At 72.2% G+C, this 21,198-nt stretch carries 16 protein-coding genes; 1 reads left to right on the plus strand and 15 read right to left on the minus strand.

What is annotated here, in order from left to right; translation table 11 throughout:
• Nucleotides 1–62 precede the first annotated feature (62 nt).
• The 12 genes from rplS to nsdA form a co-directional block, all read right to left on the minus strand.
• Complete coding sequence (rplS, locus tag AC5WRL_RS24365) at nt 63–413, minus strand: 50S ribosomal protein L19 (protein ID WP_496090798.1); 351 nt, start codon at nt 411–413, stop codon at nt 63–65.
• A 138-nt stretch (nt 414–551) separates the two neighbouring features.
• Nucleotides 552–1,361: a tRNA (guanosine(37)-N1)-methyltransferase TrmD gene (gene trmD / locus AC5WRL_RS24370; RefSeq protein WP_496090799.1), complete on the minus strand. Its 810-nt coding sequence runs from the start codon at nt 1,359–1,361 to the stop codon at nt 552–554.
• Nucleotides 1,358–1,903, minus strand: coding sequence for a ribosome maturation factor RimM (gene rimM / locus AC5WRL_RS24375; RefSeq protein ID WP_496090800.1), 546 nt, complete (start codon nt 1,901–1,903; stop codon nt 1,358–1,360). The genes trmD and rimM overlap by 4 nt, the downstream gene beginning before the upstream one ends.
• Before the next feature lie 102 nt (nt 1,904–2,005).
• Nucleotides 2,006–2,245 carry an RNA-binding protein gene (locus tag AC5WRL_RS24380; RefSeq protein ID WP_019435522.1) on the minus strand — a complete coding sequence of 80 codons (240 nt, stop codon included), beginning with the start codon at nt 2,243–2,245 and terminating at the stop codon, nt 2,006–2,008.
• Nucleotide 2,246: 1 nt separating this feature from the next.
• Nucleotides 2,247–2,696, minus strand: a complete 450-nt coding sequence (gene rpsP / locus AC5WRL_RS24385) for a 30S ribosomal protein S16 (protein WP_496090801.1) — start codon at nt 2,694–2,696, stop codon at nt 2,247–2,249.
• A gap of 243 nt (nt 2,697–2,939) precedes the next feature.
• Complete coding sequence (locus AC5WRL_RS24390) at nt 2,940–3,557, minus strand: hypothetical protein (RefSeq protein WP_030738346.1); 618 nt, start codon at nt 3,555–3,557, stop codon at nt 2,940–2,942.
• A gap of 110 nt (nt 3,558–3,667) precedes the next feature.
• Complete coding sequence (gene proS / locus AC5WRL_RS24395) at nt 3,668–5,083, minus strand: proline--tRNA ligase (RefSeq protein WP_496090802.1); 1,416 nt, start codon at nt 5,081–5,083, stop codon at nt 3,668–3,670.
• Nucleotides 5,084–5,148: 65 nt separating this feature from the next.
• Nucleotides 5,149–6,702, minus strand: a complete 1,554-nt coding sequence (gene ffh / locus AC5WRL_RS24400; RefSeq protein WP_496090803.1) for a signal recognition particle protein — start codon at nt 6,700–6,702, stop codon at nt 5,149–5,151.
• 76 nt (nt 6,703–6,778) lie between these two features.
• Nucleotides 6,779–9,331, minus strand: coding sequence for a [protein-PII] uridylyltransferase (locus AC5WRL_RS24405; protein WP_496090804.1), 2,553 nt, complete (start codon nt 9,329–9,331; stop codon nt 6,779–6,781).
• 165 nt (nt 9,332–9,496) lie between these two features.
• Nucleotides 9,497–9,835, minus strand: coding sequence for a P-II family nitrogen regulator (locus AC5WRL_RS24410; RefSeq protein WP_496090805.1), 339 nt, complete (start codon nt 9,833–9,835; stop codon nt 9,497–9,499).
• Nucleotides 9,832–11,121 (minus strand): ammonium transporter, encoded by a 1,290-nt coding sequence (locus tag AC5WRL_RS24415; protein ID WP_496090806.1) that lies wholly within the window; start codon nt 11,119–11,121, stop codon nt 9,832–9,834. The genes AC5WRL_RS24410 and AC5WRL_RS24415 overlap by 4 nt, the downstream gene beginning before the upstream one ends.
• 323 nt (nt 11,122–11,444) lie before the next feature.
• Complete coding sequence (gene nsdA, locus AC5WRL_RS24420; RefSeq protein ID WP_496090807.1) at nt 11,445–12,989, minus strand: transcriptional repressor NsdA; 1,545 nt, start codon at nt 12,987–12,989, stop codon at nt 11,445–11,447.
• Nucleotides 12,990–13,321: 332 nt separating this feature from the next.
• Between nsdA and AC5WRL_RS24425 the strand changes: the two genes are divergently transcribed.
• Nucleotides 13,322–14,011, plus strand: a complete 690-nt coding sequence (locus AC5WRL_RS24425; RefSeq protein ID WP_496090808.1) for a bifunctional DNA primase/polymerase — start codon at nt 13,322–13,324, stop codon at nt 14,009–14,011.
• Nucleotides 14,012–14,056: 45 nt separating this feature from the next.
• Here AC5WRL_RS24425 and ftsY read toward each other — a convergent pair whose 3' ends face one another.
• The 3 genes from ftsY to AC5WRL_RS24440 form a co-directional block, all read right to left on the minus strand.
• A complete protein-coding gene (gene ftsY / locus AC5WRL_RS24430) occupies nt 14,057–15,292 on the minus strand; it encodes a signal recognition particle-docking protein FtsY (RefSeq protein WP_496090809.1) in 1,236 nt (411 codons plus the stop codon).
• Between the two features lie 45 nt (nt 15,293–15,337).
• Nucleotides 15,338–16,765 (minus strand): sugar porter family MFS transporter, encoded by a 1,428-nt coding sequence (locus AC5WRL_RS24435; protein WP_496090810.1) that lies wholly within the window; start codon nt 16,763–16,765, stop codon nt 15,338–15,340.
• Between the two features lie 122 nt (nt 16,766–16,887).
• Nucleotides 16,888–20,979, minus strand: a complete 4,092-nt coding sequence (locus tag AC5WRL_RS24440; RefSeq protein ID WP_496090811.1) for an AAA family ATPase — start codon at nt 20,977–20,979, stop codon at nt 16,888–16,890.
• Between the last annotated feature and the right edge of the window lie 219 nt (nt 20,980–21,198).

Below are 21,198 nucleotides of genomic sequence, written 5' to 3' on the forward strand. Positions count from 1 at the left end.
TCCGGAAGTTGTGCGTCGGATTCGGTCACGCCTGATGGTAACCGGCCACCGGGCGCGGCCCGTCAGCGATCGCGCTTCTCCTTGATCTTGGCGGCCTTGCCGCGCAGCTCGCGCAGGTAGTACAGCTTGGCGCGGCGGACGGCGCCGCGGGTCACGACCTCGATCTTCTCCACGACGGGGGTGTGTACGGGGAAGGTACGCTCCACGCCCACGCCGAAGCTGACCTTGCGGACCGTGAAGGTCTCGCGGACGCCGGAGCCCTGGCGGCGGATCGCCACGCCCTTGAACTGCTGCACACGGGAGCGGTTGCCCTCGATGACGCGCACGTGGACGTTGATGGTGTCACCGGGCCGGAAGGCCGGGATGTCGTCGCGCAGCGACGCGGAGTCGACGGTGTCGAGAAGGTGGGTCATCTCAGGCTGCTCTCTTCGCGGATGCCACAGGTCATCAGCGGTCATAGTCACGGTGGGTGGGAATACGTCAGAGGTGCTCGCCGTCGGCGGGCGTCGATCCCCCTGTGGCAGGGTCGCGCGCCGGATGGGTGAGCCGGGCTATTCTTCCACGCCGTCCGGCCCCCGCCCAAATCGGCCGTCCGTCCCCGGCCACCAGCCCTCTTCCGCCAGCGTCGCCCGGTCCCGCTTGTCGAACGCCGCCGGGTCGGCGCCGGAGATCAGATCGGGACGGTGGGCGATCGTACGGCGCAGTGCCTCGTCCCTGCGCCACCGGGCGATCTTTCCGTGGTGGCCGCTGACCAGCACCTCGGGCACCTCGTGCCCGCGCCAGCCCGGTGGCTTGGTGTAGACGGGCCCCTCCAGCAGGGCCGCCATGGTGCCCGGCGCGAAGGAGTCGTCCTGGTGGGAGGCGGCGTTGCCGAGCACGCCGGGCAGCAGCCGGGCGATGGCCTCGGTCATCACCAGTACCGGAGCCTCGCCGCCGGCCAGGACGTAGTCGCCGATGGAGATCTCGCGCACCGGCAGCCGGGCGCCGTACTCCTCGATCACCCGGCGGTCGATGCCCTCGTAGCGCGCCGGGGTGAAGATCAGCCAGGGCGCGGCGGACAGCTCCACGGCGAGCCGCTGCGTGAACGGCACTCCGCTGGGCGTGGGCACGATCAGCTCCGGACGGCCCTCGCCGTCCGCGATGATCGCGTCCAGCGCCTCCCCCCAGGGTTCGGGCTTCATGACCATGCCGGGGCCGCCGCCGTAGGGCGTGTCGTCCACGGTGTGGTGCCGGTCGTGCGTCCACTGCCGCAGATCGTGCACCCGGACGTCCAGCTGTCCGCGGGCGCGGGCCTTGCCGACCAGGGAGACGTTCAGCGGCTCCAGGTACTCGGGGAAGATGCTGACGATGTCGATCCTCACCGCCGGCCGTCCTCCGTACCGTCCGCATCCGCCGGCTCCTCCAGCAGGCCGGGCGGCGGGTCGATCACGGCGCGCTGCGCGCTCAGGTCGATCACGGGAACGATCTCGTGGACGAAGGGGATGAGTGCCTCGCCGCCACCGGGACGGGCCACCACCAGCAGATCCTGGTACGGCAGATGCGAGATCTCGGTGATCCGGCCGACCGGGGTGCCGTCGCGGGTGACCACTTCGAGGTCGATCAGCTGGTGGTCGTAGTACTCTTCCGGGTCCTCCGGGGTCTCCTGCGGATCGATCTCCGCGATCAGCAGGGTGTTGCGCAGCGCCTCGGCGCCGCCCCGGTCGCTCACCCCGGCGAACCGCAGCAGCAGTCGCCCACTGTGCACCCGGCCGGTCTCGATGGTCAGCGGCCCGGTGCCGGGCGGGTCGGTGGCGAGCACCGCGCCGGGCGCCAGCCGTACCTCCGGCTCGTCGGTGCGTACCTCGACGGTGACCTCGCCCTTGATGCCATGGGCACGCCCAATGCGGGCTACAACCAGCTCCACGGTGACTGTTCCGTCTCTTCCCTCAGTGCTGCGCGAACAGCCGAAGGCCGGGGGCGCTGTGCTCAGCCCCCGGCCTTCGGAATGATGCCATCGCGACGGGCCCTAGCGGACCTCGTCCACGTCGACCAGATCGACCCGGATGCCCCGGCCGCCGAGCGCGCCCACGACCGTACGCAGCGATCGGGCGGTCCGGCCATTGCGGCCGATCACCTTGCCGAGGTCGTCGGGGTGCACCCGGACCTCCAGCACGCGCCCGCGGCGCAGCGTGCGCGACGCGACCTGGACCTCGTCGGGATTGTCGACGATGCCCTTCACCAGGTGCTCCAGGGCCTCCTCAAGCATCTCAGCCCTCGGTCGACTCGGCCGGGGCGTCGGTGCCCTCGGCATCGGCCTTCTTGTCGGCCTTGTCGCTCTTCTTGGCCTTCTGCGTGATGGCCTCGCCCTTGGGCTCGCCACCCGACTCCTGGGCAGCGGCCTCGAAGAGGGCGCGCTTGTCGGGCTTGGGCTCGGCGACCTTCATCGGCGGCGGCGCGGGCAGACCCTTGAACTTCTGCCAATCGCCGGTGACCTTGAGGATGGCGAGCACGGGCTCGGTCGGCTGGGCGCCGACCCCCAGCCAGTACTGGGCACGCTCGGAGTCGACCTCGATGCGCGAGGGGTTCTGCACCGGGTGGTAGAGGCCGATCTCCTCGATCGCCCGGCCGTCACGGCGGGTGCGGGAGTCGGCGACGACGATGCGGTAGTGCGGCGAACGGATCTTGCCCAGTCGCTTCAGCTTGATCTTGACTGCCACTGCTGTGGTGTCTCCTGAGTCTTGACGTGATGGGCCACAGCGTTCTGCCACGTGGGGTTGCGGCTCAGGAGGGCCCGATGGACGCGGCAGCCGAAGGCGAGAGGGGTCCTGTACGACTGTCGAGTTCAGCGTTTCATTCTGCCACACGGGCGCGGGGCCCGATGCACGCCCGGGAAAAGGTGGGGGGACCGGTGTGGTCAACCGCCCCGGAGGCGTCAGGAGACAGCGACAGGTCCGTCCGCGTCACACGGACGCGGCGACAGCCATCGTCTTTCCGGCCACTGCCGTCTCAGCGATCTGGAAGGGCTTCTTGCAGGCGCCGCACATGATGGGGGCCTGTGCGAGGACGGAGGGGACGACCCGCACATTGCGTCCGCATTCGCAGACGGCCTTGACCCGGACACCGCCACCGGACGAACCGTGGCGAGCGGCGGGCCCGCGGAAACTGCGCTTGGTATCGGTGGCGGTCGCCGCCAGGTGGGCCTTGAGGGCCCGCTGGAGACGCTCGGCCGTGGGTCGGTAACGCCGGCGGGCCTCGGCGTTCATGGTCACCAGGGAGAATCCGCTGCTGGGATGCGGATCCTCGGCGTGATCGAGGCCGAGCTCCTCGGCGATCGCCAGGAAGCGGCGGTTGTGATACCGCCCCGCCCGGGAGGTGTCCCGCACTCCGCGGGCGGCGGCGATGCCATGCACGGCCTCGTGCAACAGTCGTTCGAAGGAGAGCTCGTGTCCGCAGGCGGACGACGACTCCCCGATCAGGGATTCAGGGGCGGCCAGATCTGGCAACTCCGGGTGGTGCCGTTGAATATCGGCCCACGCGTGTGCCAGCTCGGCGGCGAGAACTGGTGGTGTCGTGCTCACGTCGTGTGTAACGAGCCAGGGCCGCCGGGTGTTCCGATTCCGGTGCCAAGTCCGCGAATTTGCACTTACCCGTCAGTTCATGGCGACGCCGAAATCCCCGGAGATCTCGGTCAGTACGCGCGGCCCACCACAGCGACCGTACCGGGTGCGTCGTCCGCGTCCGGAACCGACCCGTCCGCCGCCACCAGCACCCGTACCGACACGGCATCCTGCGCCAGCCGAGCCTCCCCCTCCGGGCCGAGATCCGCCCACGGGATCCGCGCCCAGCCGCCCGCCTTGGCCGCCTCGACCGCCTCCTGGACAGTGGACACCTCGGTGGTGCGGGCCTCGCGCCGTTCGCGCGACTCGCGCAGCAGTTGCGCCTGGTCCTCCTCCAGCAAGCCGGGGAGCAGCCCCGGCAACGCCGCCAGCGCCACCGGCTGCTTGCCACCGGGGATGCGGCGTACCAGGGTGGCCGCACCGTCCGCCAGGTCGCGCGGGCCGATCTCCACCCGGACCGGGACGCCCTTGAGTTCCCAGTCCACCGCGCGCCGCCCGAACGGGATCTCCGCCCGTTCGTCGGTCTCCACCCGGATCCCGGCCTCGCGCAGTCGCGCGGCGGTCTCGCGCACCGCCGCGAGCACCGCCTCGTCGCCCTTGACCGCGAGCACCACGGCCTGCACCGGCGCCAGCCGCGGCGGCACCCGCAGCCCCTGGTCGTCGCCGTGCGACATGATCAGCCCGCCCACCATACGGGTGGACGCGCCCCAGGACGTCTGCCACACCAACTGCTGTGTGCCGTCCTGGCCCAGATAGCGGGTGTCGAAAGCCTTCGCGAAGTTCTGGCCCAGCTCATGGCTGGTGCCCAGTTGCAGTGCCTTGCCGTCACGCATCATGCCCTCCAGGGTGAGGGTGTTGATGGCGCCGGCGAACCGCTCGGCCGGTGACTTGCGGCCCAGCACCACGTCGATGGCCAGCACGTTGCGCAGCAGGTCGGCGTACACGTCGCGGTGGATGCGGGCGGCGTAGTCGCGGGCCTCCTCGTAGGTGGCGTGCGCGGTATGGCCCTCCTGCCACAGGAACTCGGTGGTACGCAGAAAGACCCGCGGCCGCATCTCCCAGCGCACCACGTTCGCCCACTGGTTGATCAGCAGCGGCAGATCGCGGTAGCTGTTGACCCATTTGGAGAAGTACTCGTTGACGATCGTCTCCGAGGTGGGCCGGACCACCACCGGCTCCTCGAGCCGCTTACCGCCGCCGTGTGTGACCACCGCCAGCTCCGGCGCGAAGCCCTCCACATGCTCGGCCTCGCGGCTGAGGTAGGACTCCGGGATGAACAGCGGGAAGTACGCGTTACGGGCGCCGGCCGCCTTGATCCGGGCGTCCAGTTCCTGCTGCATCCGCTCCCACAGCCCGTACCCGTACGGTCGGATCACCATGGTGCCGCGCACCGGCCCGTTGTCCGCCAGCTCGGCCTTGCCGATCAGATCCTGGTACCAGCGGGGGAAGTCCTGGTCCTGCGGGGTGAGTACGGGAGCCTTGGCCATGGCGGACATGCTACGGCGCCCGGCGGCGTACGCTACGCCACCGGGCGCCGTGGGCGCAGGGCCGGTCACTTGGGGGGCAGGATGTCCCGGAACTCCTTGGGCAGTTCGAAGTTGCCCGGGTCCTCTCCCGCGCCGGGGATGCCGAACGCCGCGCCGCCGCCCTCGGCCTTGCGCTGGGCCTCGGCGCGCTCCTGCTCCTGACGCTTCATCGGGTTGCCGGACTGGCGCTTGCCCTTGCTCTTCTTCTGCTGCTTGGCCTTGCGCCGGCCGGCGCCGCCCATGCCGGGGATCCCGGGCATGCCCGGCATGCCGCCGCCCTGAGCCATCCGCGACATCATCTTGCGAGCCTCGAAGAACCGCTCCACCAGGCCCTTGACGGTGGAGACGTCCACCCCGGAGCCCCGCGCGATGCGGGCCCGTCGCGAGCCATTGATGATCTTGGGGTCGGCGCGCTCGCCCGGTGTCATGGACTTGATGATCGCGGCGGTGCGGTCCACCTCACGCTCGTCCAGATTGTTGATCTGCTCCTTCATCTGGCCCATGCCGGGCATCATGCCGAGCAGCTTGGAGATGGAGCCCATCTTGCGGACCTGCTCCATCTGGGCCAGGAAGTCGTCGAGGGTGAACTCCTTGGGGCCCTTCGCCAGCTTGGAGGCCATCGCCTCGGCTTCTTGCTGGCTGAAGGTGCGTTCGGCCTTCTCGATGAGGCTGAGCACGTCGCCCATGCCCAGGATCCGGGAGGCCATCCGGTCCGGGTGGAAGGCGTCGAAATCGTCCAGCTTCTCGCCGTTGGAGGCGAACATGATCTGCCGGCCGGTGACCTGCGCGATGGAGAGCGCCGCGCCACCGCGCGCGTCGCCGTCCAGCTTGGACAGCACCACGCCGTCGAAGCCGACGCCGTCGCGGAACGCCTCGGCGGTGGTGACCGCGTCCTGGCCGATCATCGCGTCGACGACGAACAGCACCTCGTCCGGGCTCACCGCGTCCCGGATGTCGGCGGCCTGCGCCATCATCTCCTGGTCGATGCCCAGGCGGCCGGCGGTGTCGACGACGACCACGTCGAACTGCTTGTCGCGGGCGTGCGTGAGGGAGTCCTTGGCGACCTTGACCGGGTCGCCCACGCCGTTGCCGGGCTCGGGGGCGTAGATGCCGACCCCGGCGCGCTCGGCGACGACGGCCAGCTGGTTGACGGCGTTGGGCCGCTGAAGGTCGGCGGCGACCAGCAGCGGGGTGTGGCCCTGCCCCTTGAGCCAGTGGCCGAGCTTGCCCGCGAGGGTGGTCTTGCCGGCGCCCTGGAGGCCGGCCAGCATGATCACGGTGGGCGGGTTCTTGGCGAACCGCAGCCGCCGGGTCTCGCCGCCGAGGATGCCGACGAGCTCCTCGTTGACGATCTTGATGACCTGCTGGGCGGGGTTGAGCGCCTTGGAGACCTCGGCGCCCCTGGCCCGCTCCTTGATCTGCCCGATGAAGGCTCGCACCACGGGCAGCGCGACATCGGCCTCCAGCAGGGCGATGCGGATCTCGCGCGCCGTGGCGTCGATGTCCGCCTCGCTGAGGCGGCCCTTGCCCCTGAGGTTCTTGAACGTCGCCGCTAGGCGGTCGGAGAGTGTGTCGAACACGGCGCTGGCGAGTCCCTTGTGCATCGGTGGTCGGATGAGCGGTGCCCTCCAGCGTATCCGCACGGCGCGGGTACGGTCAGCCCGCGGGTTCCGCCGCGTTCCCGTCGGGGGCCGGGGCCAGCGCCCGTTCCAGGTCCTGGGCGAGAGCGGCGGCCTGCTCGGCGGGCAGCGGGCCGCCCTCCGGACCGGTGACGTAGAAGGCGTCCACCGCGTTGGCACCGAGAGTGCTGACGTGGGCGCTGCGTACCCGTACCCCGGCGCCTTCCAGGGCCCGGCCGATGCGGTGCAGCAGGCCGGGGGCGTCCTGGGCGCGGACCTCGATGACGGTGGCCAGGGCGGAACCGAGCGGCGCGACGGTGACGCGGGGCGGCGGGGCCTGCGGGAGGCGGCGGCGCGGCCTGCGGTAGGCGGACTCGCGCTCGGCGAGCCGGCGGGTGATGTCCAGGGAGCCCTCCAGGGCCCGCACCAGGTCGGCGCGCAGCCGCTCGGCCTGCGGCAGGGAGCCGTACTCCGCGGCTACCCGCCACTGGAGCAGCAGCATCTCGCCCTGTCCCGCCGGGTCGACGGTGCTCAGTTCGGCGGAGCGCACGGTGAGTCGGTGCAGCGCGAGGACGCCGGAGACGGCGGGCAGCACGCCGGGCTGGTCGGGAAGAGCGATGACGAGTTCGACGCCGACCGGCTCGGGGCCCGTGGTCTCCGCGTCCTCGGCCGCGGCGGCGGGACGGTCCCGGTCGGTCGGCTGCGTGGCGGGCTCGGGGCGTGCGGTGTGCAGGGCGAGCACCGGGGCCTGGGTGCGGAAGGCTTCGATCGCCAGACGTTCGGCGGCGACGGTGGCGCGGGGCGGGACGGTACGCGGCGGCGGGCCGCCCGCACCGAGCGCTGCGGCGACCCGGGTGGCGAGGTCGTCGATGAGGGAGGCGCGCCAGGTGGACCAGGCCGCCGGGCCGGTGGCCAGGGCGTCGGCCTCGGTGAGGGCGTGGAGGAGTTCCAGCGTGCCGGTGGAACCGACCGCGGCGGCGACGTGGGCGATGGTGGCAGGGTCCTCCAGATCGCGGCGGGTGGCGGTCTCCACGAGCAGCAGGTGGTGCCGTACCAGGGTGGCAAGCACCTCGGCGTCGGCGGAGCCGAAGCCGATGCGGGCGGCCATGTCGCGGGCGATGGTCTCGCCGGCGACGCTGTGGTCGCCGGGCCAGCCCTTGCCGATGTCGTGCAGCAGTGCGGCGATCAGCAGCAGGTCGGGGCGGTGCACACGGCGGGTGAGGGCGGAGGCCCGGACGGCGGTCTCCACGAGGTGCCGGTCGACGGTCCAGCGGTGGACGGCGTTGCGCTGCGGACGGCAGCGTACGCGTTCCCAGTCGGGCAGCAGGGTGTCGATCAGGCCGCCGGCCTCCAGGGCTTCCCAGACGGGCACGGTGTCGGGGCCGGCGCCGAGCAGGGTGATGAACTCCTCGCGGGCCTCGGCCGGCCAGGGGACGGGGAGCGGCGCGGCGCCGGCGGCGAGGGCATGCACGGCGGGCATGGCCAGCGGGAGCCCGGCCTGGGCGGCTGCGGCGGCGGCGCGCAGCGGCAGCACGGGGTCGCGGTCGGGGCGGGCGGAGCGGGCGAGCACGACTTCGCCGTCCGCCTCGACGACGCCCTCGGCGAGCGGGGTGCGCTGTTCGGCGGGGCTGATCCGGCGTGCGCCGCGGCCACCGAGCAGCTGACGCAGCCGGGGCCGGGCGGCGCGGGAGCGCAGCACCCGGCCGACCTCGCGCCAGGTGACGTCGGAGGCGTACGAGATGGTGCGGGCCGCTTCGTACACGCGGCGCAGCAGGGCGTCGGCGTCGAGCATGCCCAGCGCCTTGGCGACCTGGTCCTGGTCCTCCAGGGCGAGCCGGTCGGTGGCGCGGCCGGTGGTCAGGTGGAGGGCGTCGCGGATGTCGAGGAGGGTGGTGCGGGCGGCTTCGAGACCGGCTCGGGGGGCGTCGGCGATCCAGGAGGCGGCGACGGCGCGCAGTGCGGTGGCGTCGCGCAGACCGCCGCGGGCTTCCTTGAGGTCGGGTTCGAGCAGGAAGGGCAGTTCGCCGTGGCGGCGGGCGCGGTCGCGGCCGAGTTCGTGGAGGGCCGGGAGGCGGGCGGGGGCCTGGGCGCGCCATTGGGCGAGCAGCGCGGTGCGCAGTTCGGTGGTGAGGGCGGCGTCGCCGGCGATGTGCCGGGCGTCCAGCAGGCCGAGGTGGACCTTGAGGTCCCCGGCGGCGGTCTCGTGGGCCTCGCCGAGGGTGCGGACCGAGTGGTCCAGGGCGATTCCGAGGTCCCACACGGGGTACCAGACGCGGTCGGCGAGGGCGGCGATCTCGGCGGGTGTGCCGGTGCCGTCGTGCAGCAGCAGCAGGTCGAGGTCACTGCGGGGGGACAGTTCGCCGCGCCCGTAGCCGCCGACGGCGACCAGGGCGACGCGGGGGCTGTGCGGTCGGGTGCCGAGGAGGCCGGTGAGCCATTCGTCGGTGAGCTGGGCGAGTTGGGCGCGGCGCGGCGGTCCGGGCCGGGTCTGCTCGGCGAGTGGTTCGCCCAGCAGACGCAGCCTGGCCGCCGCGTACCCGCCGCCGGGGCCCGTGTCCGTGCCGGTGGTGGATGTCGACTCCGCCGTCATGCGGTCCCCAGCTCCCCTTCGGGTTGTCAGGTGGTGCTTGCTGCCGGGCCCGGTACCGAGCCCGGGTCCGGGTCGGGGTCCGGCACACATTCCGCTTCCGCCGGTCGGTCCCGCGGTGTGCGGCGCGGTACCCCGCGGGCGGGGCGGGGTGTGCCGGATCCGCCCTTAGAGGGCGTCGGGGCCGCGGTCTCCGGTACGGACCCGTACGGCTTCCTCGACCGGGACGCTCCAGACCTTGCCGTCGCCGATCTTGCCGGTGCGGGCGGCCTTGACCACGACGTCGATCAGCTGCTCGGCGTCGTCGTCCTCGACGAGGATCTCCAGACGGATCTTGGGGACGAGGTCGACGGTGTACTCGGCGCCCCGGTAGACCTCGGTGTGTCCGCGCTGCCGGCCGTATCCGCTGGCCTCGGTGACGGTCATGCCGTGCACGCCGAATGCCTGGAGGGCCGTCTTGACCTCGTCGAGACGGTGCGGCTTGATCACCGCGGTGATGAGCTTCATGCGTCCACCTTCTTCTCACCGGAGGCCGTCTGAGCGGTCGCCGGAATGCTGCTGGCCACGGTCACCGAACCGGTGCCGGTCTGGCTGAAGTCGTACCCGGTCTCCGCGTGGTAGACCTGGTCGAGCCCGGCGGTCTCGTCCTCCTCGGTGGAGCGGAAGCCCATCGTGGAGTCGATGATCTTGGCCAGAATCCAGGTGACGACGAAGGAGTACGCCATGACCGCGGCGGCGGCGATGGCCTGCAGGGCGAACTGGGCGAAGCCGCCGGCGCCGTCGATGGCGAGGAAGCCGACGAGCAGGGTGCCGATGATGCCGCCGAAGAGGTGGACGCCGACGACGTCGAGGGAGTCGTCGAAGCCGAGCTTGTACTTGAGGCTGACGGCCCAGGCGCAGACCGCGCCGGCGACCAGGCCGATGAGCAGGGCGCCCATGGGGTTGACGTTGGCGCCGGAGGGGGTGATCGCGACCAGGCCGGCGATCGCGCCGGAGGCGGCGCCGAGGGTGGTGTACGCGCCGTGCCGGATGCGCTCGTAGGCGAGCCAGCCCAGGACGGCGGTGCCGGTGGCGACCATGGTGTTGAGGGCCATCAGGGCCGCGGTGCCGTTGGCGGCCAGCTCCGAGCCGGCGTTGAAGCCGAACCATCCGAACCACAGCAGGGCGGCGCCGAGCATGACCATGGGCAGGTTGTGCGGGCGCATCGGGTCCTTCTTGAAGCCGACGCGCTTGCCGATCACCAGGACGGCGGCGAGGGCCGCGATGCCGGCATTGATGTGGACCGCGGTGCCGCCGGCGAAGTCGATGACCTCGTGTCCGTCGATCTCCAGGCCGCCGATCCAGCCGTTCTCGCCCCAGACCCAGTGCGCGACGGGGAAGTAGACGATGGAGACCCACAGCGCGATGAAGACGGCCCAGGCGCTGAACTTGACGCGCTCGGCCAGGGCGCCGCTGATCAGGGCGGGGGTCAGGACGGCAAACATCAGCTGGAACACGGCGAAGGTGAGCAGCGCGTCCGAGCCGTCGACGCCGAGCATGCCCTTGAAGCCGATGAAGTCGAGGTTGCCGATGATGCCGCCGCCCTCGCCGTTGACGCTGTCACCGAAGGCGAGGGAGAAGCCGTAGAGCACCCACAGCACGCTGGAGATGCCGGTGGCGATGAAACACATCATGAGCATGTTCAAGGCGCTCTTGACACGGATCATGCCTCCGTAGAAGAAGGCGAGGCCGGGGGTCATCAACATGACCATAGCGGCACAGATCACCACAAAAGCGATATCTGCTGCTTCCAACGTGAACGTCTCCTCAGAATGACGACCCGTGCGGGCAGGATCTTGGGGCGGGTCAGGATGCGCCACAGGCTCTCGGAGGGCCGTTTCCGGTGATGGCCGCCCATGTTTCACGGGAGTGACGATGAGTAGCCGCATGTTAAGCAGAGATGAAATGGAGCCGGCCTCCACCACGCCCGTACTACGGTGTGCGGCACTGTCCTCCCGGAGTGCGGACAGCGAACCGGCCGCGGTGCTCCGCCCGGGGTGACGCGACAGGGTGAGCCCTGCCGGGTTGCCCGGGACGGCCACCGCGGCCGGGGATCAAGGAGGCGTGACCGGCGGGCTCAGCAGGCCCGTACCGCCTCGCTTTCCGGGAGTTCCGTGGTCAGCCGCTCGGTCAGACCTCGTACGGCGGACACTTCGCCGAAGTCCCGCAGGGCGTTGGCGGAGGTCTTGCGCAGCCGGGTGTTGACCCGCTCCGAACGCAGTCTCCTGGCCAGCACGATGGCTTGCTCGGCCCGCCCGGCGGCGGCCTCCGGATCGCGTTCCAGCAGATGTACGGAGGCCATGCCGATCAGGTTGAGTGCATACGACCGCTGGTGGCCGCCGCTGTCGTTGCCCTCGCACTCCTGGGCGAACAACTGCACCGCCCGTTCCATCGCAGGGCGGGCGAGGGAGACATATCTGGGGCTGCGCCCGGCGACGTACGCGAGATCCCGGTAGGAGTGCGCCGTCTCCGACTTCAGCTCGGCCTCGGAGAAGAAGCGGATCCACGGAGGCTCCTGGGCGGCGGGGCCGGCCTCCGCGAACGCCTCCTCGGCGGCGCGCGCCGCGCGGTGGCACTTGGGCGGGGCCCCCATCGTGGCGTACGCGCGGGCCTCGATCGCGTGGAGCATCGCCTGGGTACGGGCGGTTGCGCCCTCCCGGCTGCCGTACTGCGCGAGGTGGATCAGTTCCAGGGCGTCCTCGGCGCGGCCCAGGTGAATCATCTGCCGGCTCATCTGGGACAGGATGAACGCTCCCAGCGGCCGGTCCCCCGACTCCTTGGCGGCGTGCAGCGCCAGGACGAAGTACTTCTGCGCGGTGGGCTGCAGGCCGATGTCGTAGCTCATCCAGCCGGCCAGCTCGGACAGTTCGGCGGTGATCCGGAACAGCCGTCTGCGGACCGGCTCGGGGTGCGACTCGTGGAGCAGATCAGTGACCTCGTGCAACTGGCCGACGACCGCCTTGCGACGCAGTCCGCCGCCGCACTGTGCGTCCCAGGCCCGGAATTCGGCCGTGGTGCTCTCCAGCAGCTCCAGTTCGGGCACCGACAGACCGTTTCTGCGGCGTCCCTCGGCTCCGGCGGGGGTGGGCAGCGCGATGATCCGCGCACCGCCGCCGCTCGCGACGCCGCCGGCGCCCACGCCCGGGGACGGCCCTTCGGCGGAGGTGGGCACCAGCCAGCGCTGCATGGGCTCTATCAGCGCGGGTCCCGCCGACATGGACAGCGAGGTGCCCAGAAAGCCACGCCGCCCCAGCATCAGGTCACTGCGGGAGAACTCGTTGATCAGCGCCACGGTCTGCTGGCCGGCCCACGGCAGATCAATGCCGGAGACGGCGGCGGACTGGCGTGCGGAGCGCAGTCCGAGGTCCTCGATGCCGACCACGCAGCCGAACCGTTCGGAGAACAGCTCGGACAGAATCCGCGGTATGGGCTCGCGCGGCTGCTCACCGTCCAGCCAGCGACGCACCCGCGAGGTGTCGGTGCTGATGTGGTGCGCCCCCAGTTCCCTGGCCCGCCGGTTGACCTGACGGGCCAGCTCACCCTTGGACCAGCCGCTGCGCTGGAACCAGGAGGTGAGCCGCTCGTTGGGGACCTTCGCGGAGGTGCCGCCCTCAGTGCCCACAGTTACGCCCCCATCCCGGCCCGCATCCCGCGCGGGCCGATGGCCGTCGCCTCGCCATACCGATCCGGCGCGCCGTCTGCTGACATCCTGTCTATGAATCTACCGAAAGTAATCCTATGATCACCGACGCGCTGAGAGGGCAGTGGCCAATCGCCACCATTCGCCACCCCTCCGATTGAACCTATTGCCCAGCGTGGACGCTTCACTGGTACGGAGATGTTCGGCCTCAGGCGGAAGGAAGCACAACGGGGGCGCACTACGGCGAGCGTGCTCCCCCCGGTGTCCACCCCGACGATCGTCACTATCGGTATACCGGACCCGTTGGAGAGTGCATGGGCTTCACGATCGACGGACTGCGGGAGATCCGGGAGCTGCGGCTGACGGGTCGGCTCCCGCGACGGCTGATCCGCACCCCCATCCGGATGGCGGTCGCCGAGTACACCGGTCTGTGGGGCTGGGACGTGGCCCCCGGTGCGCGGGCCGCCCGGCGCGGGCCCGGACCCGGCCGCCCCGATTGCTCCTGCGGACGCGCCGACTGCGCCGCCCCCGGCGCCCATCCGCTCAGCCCCGCCCTCACCATCTCCGCCGGCACCCCGCTGCGGCAGGCCCTGGCGGACTGGGACCGTACCCCCGGCGCCACGGTGCTGCTGCCCACCGGGCGCGGCTTCGATGTGATCGAGGTGCCGCGCGGGCCGGGCCGCCGCGCACTGCTGCGCCTGGAGCGCATCGGGCTGCCGCTGGGGCCGGTCGCCGAGGCCCCGCACGGCCGGATCTGGTTCTTCGTCGCCCCAGGCGCCGCCGCCGAGCTGCCCCAACTGCTGTACCGGATGGGCTGGGACGACGCGCTGCCCCAGCTGCGCTGCCTGGGGCCAGGCGGCCACATCACGGCGCCGCCGTGCGAGCACGGCGGCCTGGGCCCGGTGCGCTGGCTGCGGGCGCCGGACCTGGAGAGCGCCGCGCCGCCGCCGGCCCGGCTGCTGGTCGGCGCGCTGGCGTACGTCTGCCACCGCGCCGCCGGCTGACCCGCCGCGCGGGCGGGACCGGCCGGCGCAATGCCCCGGCGCTCCTCAGCCGATCAGCGCGTCCACGAACGCCTCCGGCTCGAACGGCGCCAGATCGTCCGCGCCCTCGCCGAGACCCACCAGTTTCACCGGCACGCCCAGCTCCCGCTGCACGGCGATCACGATGCCGCCCTTGGCGGTGCCGTCGAGCTTGGTCAGGGCGATCCCGGTGATGTCGACGACCTCGGCGAAGACCCGCGCCTGCACCAGCCCGTTCTGTCCGGTGGTGGCGTCCAGGACCAGCAGCACCTCGTTGACCGGGCCCTGCTTCTCCACCACCCGCTTGACCTTGCCCAGCTCGTCCATCAGACCGGTCTTGGTGTGCAGCCGGCCCGCGGTGTCCACCAGCACCACGTCGGCGCCCTCCGCGATGCCCTCCTTGACGGCGTCGAAGGCCACCGACGCGGGGTCGCCGCCCTCCGGGCCCCGCACCGTACGGGCGCCCACCCGCTCCCCCCAGGTGCTCAGCTGCTCGGCGGCGGCGGCGCGGAAGGTGTCGGCGGCGCCGAGCACCACCGACTTGCCGTCCGCGACCAGCACCCGGGCGAGCTTGCCGGTGGTGGTGGTCTTGCCGGTGCCGTTGACGCCGACCACCAGCACCACGGCGGGCCGCTCCTCGCCCTCCACCGACACGCCGCCCTCGGTGTGCACCGCGCGGTCCAGCTCCGGGCCGACCACCGCGAGCAGTTCCTCCCGCAGCAGCGCGCGCAGTTCCTCGGGGGTGCGGGTGCCCAGCACCCGGACGCGCTCGCGCAACCGCTCCACCAGCTCCTGGGTGGGCGCCACGCCGACGTCCGCCGTCAGCAGGATGTCCTCGATCTCCTCCCAGGTGTCCTCGTCCAGGCGCTCCCGGGAGAGCAGGCTGAGCAGGCCCTGGCCCAGGGTGGACTGGGAGCGGGAGAGCCTGGCCCGCAGCCGCACGAGGCGGCCGGCGGTGGGCTCCGGAGTCTCCAGCGGCGGCGCGGGGGGCGGCGGGGCGACGGGCGGCAGCGCCACGTCCTCGACCGTGCGCCGGGCCTCGTCCGTCGCGGCGGGCTGTGGCTCGTCCCCCAGATGGGGCTCGGCGGGCGGCGCGGTAGCGGTGCCCGTACCGGCCGCTGCGCCGGTACCGGCAGCGTCGGCCCCGGTGCCCTCCTCCTTCGTCCGGGGCAGCGCCTTCTTGCGGCGGCTGCCGACGACCAGCCCCGAGATCGCGGCGAGGGCGACCAGAGCGATGACTACGGCGAGAATCACGGTTTCCATAACGCGACTCAGTATCGCCGACAGCCCGCGCCACGGGCGCGGGACTCAGCCCATCTCCTCCAGCGTCTTCCCCTTCGTCTCCGGGACGCAGGCCCAGACGAAGGGGATCGACAGCACGGCGAAGACCGTGTACATGACGTACGCACCGGACAGGTTCCACTCCGACAGGCTCGGAAAACTCTGGCTGATGGCGAAATTGGCCACCCACTGCGCGGACGCCGCCACGCCGAGCGCGGCGGCCCGTACCCGCCCGGGGAACATCTCACCCAGCAGCACCCACACCACCACGCCCCACGACAGCGCGAAGAAGAGCACGAAGCTGTGCGCCGCGATCAGCGCCACCGTGCCCTGCGTGTGCGGCATGTGGATGTTGTCCCCGGTGCCGGTGCGGAAGGAGAACGCCCACGCCGCGACGCCGAGCGACGCCGCCATCCCCACCGAGCCGATCAGGGCCAGCGGCTTGCGGCCGATCCGGTCGACGAACAGCATCGCGATCACCGTGCCGATGATGTTGATGATGGAGGTCGTGAAGGAGTAGAAGAACGACGTGTCGGGGTTGATGCCGACCGACTGCCACAGCGAGTTCGAGTAATAGAAAATGACATTGATGCCGACCAATTGCTGGAAGACGGACAGTCCGACGCCGATCCAGACGATCGGCAGCAGCCCGAACCGCCCGCCGAGCAGATCCCGCCACCGGGACTTGTGCTCGCCGTGGATTCCGGCGGTGATCTCGACGACCCGGGCATCCAGGTCGGTGCCCCGCGCCTCCACCTCGGCCAGCACCCGCTTCGCTTCATCGGTGCGCCCGCGCAGGATCAGATAGCGCGGCGACTCGGGGATGCGCAGCGACAGCAGCCCGTACACCAGCGCCGGCACCACCTCGATGCCCAGCATGATCTGCCACGCCTCAAGACCCAGCAGGTGACCGCGCTGGTCGCCGGAGGCCAGGTTGACCACGCCCCAGTTCACCAGCTGGGAGATCGCGATGCCCAGCACGATGGCCGCCTGCTGGAAAGAGGCGAGCCGGCCCCGGTAGCGGGCCGGGGAGACCTCCGCGATGTACGCGGGCGCGATCACCGACGCCATCCCGATGGCGACGCCGCCCAGCACCCGCCAGCACGCCAGGTCCCACACCGCGAACGGCAGCATCGAACCGAGGCCGCTGACGAAGAACAGCACGGCGGCCAGTTGCATCACCCTGATCCGGCCGATCCGGTCCGCCAGCCGCCCCGCGACCATGGCGCCGAGCGCCGCGCCGAGCAGCGCGATGGCGACGACGGTGCCCAGCGTGCCGGAGGCGACATCGAATCTGCCCCTGATGCCTTCCACCGCGCCGTTGATGACGGCGGAGTCGTAGCCGAAGAGAAAGCCGCCCATCGCGGCGGTGGCGGCGATGAACACCACGAAGGTCAGCTGCGGCGGGCGGCCCCGCGGGGCCTGGTGGGGGTCCGTCCTGGCGGTACTGGTCACGGCGTGTCTTTCCCGGTGCCCGGCCGATGGGGGTACGCCACCGTCGGCCACGAACGACGCTGTCGCAAACCAGTGCCGCACACCCGCGCCGTCCTGGCCACCCGGGGAGGGATCGGCGCAGGTCAGCCGAGCCGCTGACTGATGACCTTGGAGACGCCGTCGCCCTGCATCGACACGCCGTACAGCGCGTCGGCGACCTCCATGGTGCGCTTCTGGTGGGTGATCACGATCAGCTGGGAGCTGTCCCGCAGCTCGCGCATGATGCGGATCAGCCGCTGGAGGTTCGTGTCGTCCAGTGCCGCCTCCACCTCGTCCATCACATAGAACGGGCTGGGGCGCGCCTTGAAGATCGACACCAGCAGCGCCACCGCCGTCAGCGAGCGCTCGCCGCCGGAGAGCAGGGAGAGCCGCTTCACCTTCTTGCCCGGCGGCCGGGCCTCCACCTCCACGCCGGTGGTCAGCATGTCGGACGGGTCGGTGAGGACGAGCCGGCCGTCGCCGCCCGGGAACAGCCGCGAGAACACCCCTTCGAACTCCCGCGCCGTGTCGTGGAACGCGTCCGTGAACACCTGCTGGACGCGCTCGTCGACCTCTTTGATCAGCCCCAGCAGCTCGGTCCTGGTCTTCTTCAGGTCCTCCAGTTGCTCGCTGAGGAACTGATGGCGCTCCTCCAGGGCCGCGAACTCCTCCAGCGCCAGCGGGTTGACCTTGCCCAGTTGCTTGTACGCGCGCTCGGCCGCCTTCAGACGTTTCTCCTGCTCGCCTCGGTGGAAGGCCCGGGGCTGGTTTCGGGGGTCCGCGGGATCCTCGGACAGTGTCTCGCCCTCGGCGGGCGGGGAGGGCGGTACGGGCTGGTCCGGTCCGTACTCCGCGAGCAGGGCCTCCGGCTCGACGCCCAGCTCCTCCAGCGCCCGTTCCTCCAGTTGCCGGATCCGCAGCCGCTTCTCGGCGCCGAGCACCTCGCCCCGGTGTACGGAGTCGGTCAGCTTGTCGAGTTCTGCTTTCAGGTCCCGGCCGGCGGCGCGGGCGGCGGACAGATCGCTCTCCTTGGCCGTGCGGGCCGTCTCGGCGGCGGCGCGGTCCTGCTCGGCGTGGGTGAGCGATGCCTTCACATGGGCAAGGAGTTGGGCGGCGCCGTGGGCCACGGCGGTGGCGACGACCGTCTCGTGGCGCAGCCGGGCGCGCCGCTGCTCAGCGCGGGCCCGGGCGTCGCGCTCGGCACGGGCGCCGCGGTCCAGGGCGTCCGCGCGGCCGGCCAGCGCCTTGACCCGCTCCTCGTGGGTGCGGACCTGGAGCCGGGCCTCCATCTCGGTCTGCCGGGCGTTGGCACCGTCGGCGGCGAGCCGGTCCCGTGCGGTGGTGTCGGGGTCCTCGTCGTTCCCGGCCGCGTCCTCGGCGACGGCCAGTCGTTCGGCCAGTTCCTCGGCCTGCCCGGTGGCGGTCTCCAGTGCGTCGCGGGCCCGGTCCACGGCGGCGGCCGAGCGTTCGGCCTCACCGGCGGCGGCGCGTGCGGCGCCGGCCAGACGGCCCAGGTCCTGGCCGATGCGGGATCGCTCCCGCTCGGCGGCGGACAACCGCCGGCCCAGTCTCTCGGCCTCGGCGGCCCGGTCCCGGTGCTCCGTCCCGGCCGCCTCCCGGGAGCGGGTCAGTTCCTCGCACCGGATCTCCACCTCACGCAGCCGGGCGGCGGCGTCGTCGACCGATGCCTGGACCTCCAGCAGGCTGGGGGCGCCGGCCGAACCGCCCTGGGCGAAGCACCGCCCCAGCACATCGCCTTCGGCGGTGACGGCGGTGAGGTCGCCGTCCGCGGCGAGCAGCGCCGCGGCCTCGTCGAGGCCGGGGACCACGACCATGTCCCGCAGCAACCAGCGGACGGCCTCCAGGATCTCCGTGGGACCGCTGACGAGATCGGCGGCGGCGTGCGCCGCGCCCGCGGCGATACCCTGCGCGCCGCGCGCGGCGGGCACGCCGGGGCCGGCCCCCGCGCCCTCCGCCGATCGTGCGCCGGGAAGCACTCCGCCACGCGCCTGCGCGTCGGCCGGAACATCGGGTCTGCTGTCCTCCGCGGCGGCGTTCGCGGCGCCGGACGGGCGCCCTGGGGCGGCGTCCGGATGGGTGAAGACCGAACCGGACACACCCGCCCGGGCCTCCGCCGGCTCCGGCGCCGGGGCAGTGGCAGCGCCGCCGACGGATGGCGCGGCGTGCGAAGTCATCCCTTGCCCGGGTACAGCCGATCGGGCCACCGCCCCCACTCCCGCCCCCGCGGAAGCACCTGCCGGAGGCGGAGTGGCAGCCCATCCGGGCGAGGGTGGTGTCGTGGCCTCGGATCGGGGATGTTCGGGGGTGGAGGTGGTACGTGCGGCGTGGGGTTGTTCCGGCTTGCCGGCGGGGGCGGGGCGTGCTGCGAAGGCGCCGGTTCCCGGGGCGGCGGTCGGCGGCGCCGTGGCTGGGGCGGGAGTGGCGGTCACCGGGGCGTCGCCGCAGGGGGCCGCGCTCGGCGTGCTGAGCAGGAGGGCGGCGCGGCCGGCGTCGGCGGTGCGGAGGTGTTTCAGGGCTGCGACGGCCGTGGTGGGGCCGTCGACCGCGATCGCGTCGGCGGCGGCGCCGAGGGCGGCGGCGACCGGGATTTCGAAGCCGGGGGTGACGGTGAGCAGTTCGGCGGCCTGGCCCAGTACGCCGCCGAGCGTTCCGGCCGCGGCCAGCAGCGCGCCGGACCCGTCCTTGCGGCGCAGGCCGAGTGCCAGCGCCTCGTGGCGCGCGTCGAGGGCGGCTCGTTCGCGTTCGGCCGTGGTCAGGGCGTCCCGGGCGGCGCCGAGGGTGGCCTCCGCAGCGGTGAGGTGGGCCCTGGCCCGCTCGTGCTCGGCGGCGAGTTCGCTGTCCCCCGCTTCCAGCGCCCGGACCTCGCCCCCCAGCGTCTCGTGTGCGCGATGCGCGGTCTCCGCGCGGTGGACCGCCTCCTGGTGGGCGGCGGTGAGCCGGTCGATCTCGGCCTGCGCGGCGCCCGCCCGGCTGCGGGCGGCGGCGGCCTGGCCGTGCAGCCGGGCCAGTCCCTCGCGGCGGTCGGCGACGGCGCGGGCGGCGTCCCGCAGCCTGCGTTCCTCGGTGGCCAGGTCCCGTTCCAGTGCGGCGCGGTGCTCCACGGTGTCTTCCAGGGCCCGGCCCGCCGCCTCCAGGGCCGCTTCGAGTTCGGCCTCCTGCTCCCTCATCCGGGCGGCCTCGCGCGCCATGTCCTCGGGGTCGCGTCCGCGGCGTTCCTCGGGCTGCCCGCTGCCGGCGCTGGCGATCCGGGCCTCGGCCAGGGACTGCGTACCGCGTACGCGTTCGGCCAGCTGGGAAAGTGCGTACCAGGTCTGCTGGGCGTCCTGGAGCCGAGGTGCCAGGGCCCGTACCTCTTCCTCCAGCGCGGTCTCGGCCCGCGCCGCCTCGCGCAGCCGCTGCTCGGCCGTCTCCTTGCGTTCCTTGAGCGCACTCTCGTCGGCGATCTCGATGGCCAGCGCGCCGCGCTGGGTCATCAGCTCGTCCGCGAGCAGCCGCAGCCGGGCGTCGCGCAGGTCGGCCTGGATCACGGCGGCGCGACGGGCGACGGCGGCCTGTCGGCCCAGCGGCTTGAGCTGGCGACGCAGTTCGTCGGTGAGGTCCTGGACCCGGGCGAAGTTGGCCTGCATCGCGTCCAGCTTGCGCAGCGCCTTCTCCTTGCGCTTGCGGTGTTTGAGGACTCCCGCCGCCTCCTCGATGAAGGCGCGGCGCCCGGCGGGGTCGGCGTGCAGCACGGAGTCGAGCTGGCCCTGGCCGACGATGACGTGCATCTCGCGGCCGATACCGGAGTCGGAGAGCAGGTCCTGGACGTCCAGCAGCCGGCAGGTGTCGCCGTTGATCTGGTATTCGCTGCCACCGTTGCGGAACATGATGCGGGTGATGGTGACTTCGGCGTAGTCGATGGGCAGCGCGCCGTCCGCGTTGTCGATGGTGAGGGACACCTCGGCGCGGCCCAGCGGCGGCCGGCCGGTGGTGCCGGCGAAGATGACGTCCTCCATCTTTCCGCCGCGCAGCGATTTGGCGCCCTGCTCCCCCATGACCCAGGTCAGGGCGTCCACCACATTGGATTTGCCCGACCCGTTGGGGCCCACCACGCAGGTGATGCCGGGTTCGAAGCGCAGCGTGGTGGCCGAGGCGAAGGACTTGAAGCCGCGCAGGGTCAGGCTCTTGAGGTGCACGCCGTCGGACTTTACTCCCCGGCCTTCACGGATTGGCCGTTTCGACGCGGGGGATGGGGGGCACATCAGTAGTTGAGCCAACGCGGTCCGTAGGCCGGAAGGCGCCGAGCCGAGGGGACCGGAGCAGAGCAGCAGAGGTGGTCCGGACATGACGAAGGGACGCCGAAGCGTCCCTCGCATACTCCGCAGGCGGTGAGTGAGCCGTGGTGCCCTGTCCTC

This window comes from Streptomyces sp. NTD107, assembly GCF_059510435.1.

Bases quoted from the DNA above. Each gene is read 5' to 3' on its own strand.
- rplS (WP_496090798.1), bottom strand. From the start codon at position 413: ATGACCCACCTTCTCGACACCGTCGACTCCGCGTCGCTGCGCGACGAC.
- AC5WRL_RS24380 (WP_019435522.1), bottom strand. From the start codon at position 2,245: ATGCTTGAGGAGGCCCTGGAGCACCTGGTGAAGGGCATCGTCGACAAT.
- proS (WP_496090802.1), bottom strand. From the start codon at position 5,083: ATGGCCAAGGCTCCCGTACTCACCCCGCAGGACCAGGACTTCCCCCGC.
- AC5WRL_RS24405 (WP_496090804.1), bottom strand. From the start codon at position 9,331: ATGACGGCGGAGTCGACATCCACCACCGGCACGGACACGGGCCCCGGC.
- AC5WRL_RS24410 (WP_496090805.1), bottom strand. From the start codon at position 9,835: ATGAAGCTCATCACCGCGGTGATCAAGCCGCACCGTCTCGACGAGGTC.
- AC5WRL_RS24425 (WP_496090808.1), top strand. From the start codon at position 13,322: ATGGGCTTCACGATCGACGGACTGCGGGAGATCCGGGAGCTGCGGCTG.
- ftsY (WP_496090809.1), bottom strand. From the start codon at position 15,292: ATGGAAACCGTGATTCTCGCCGTAGTCATCGCTCTGGTCGCCCTCGCC.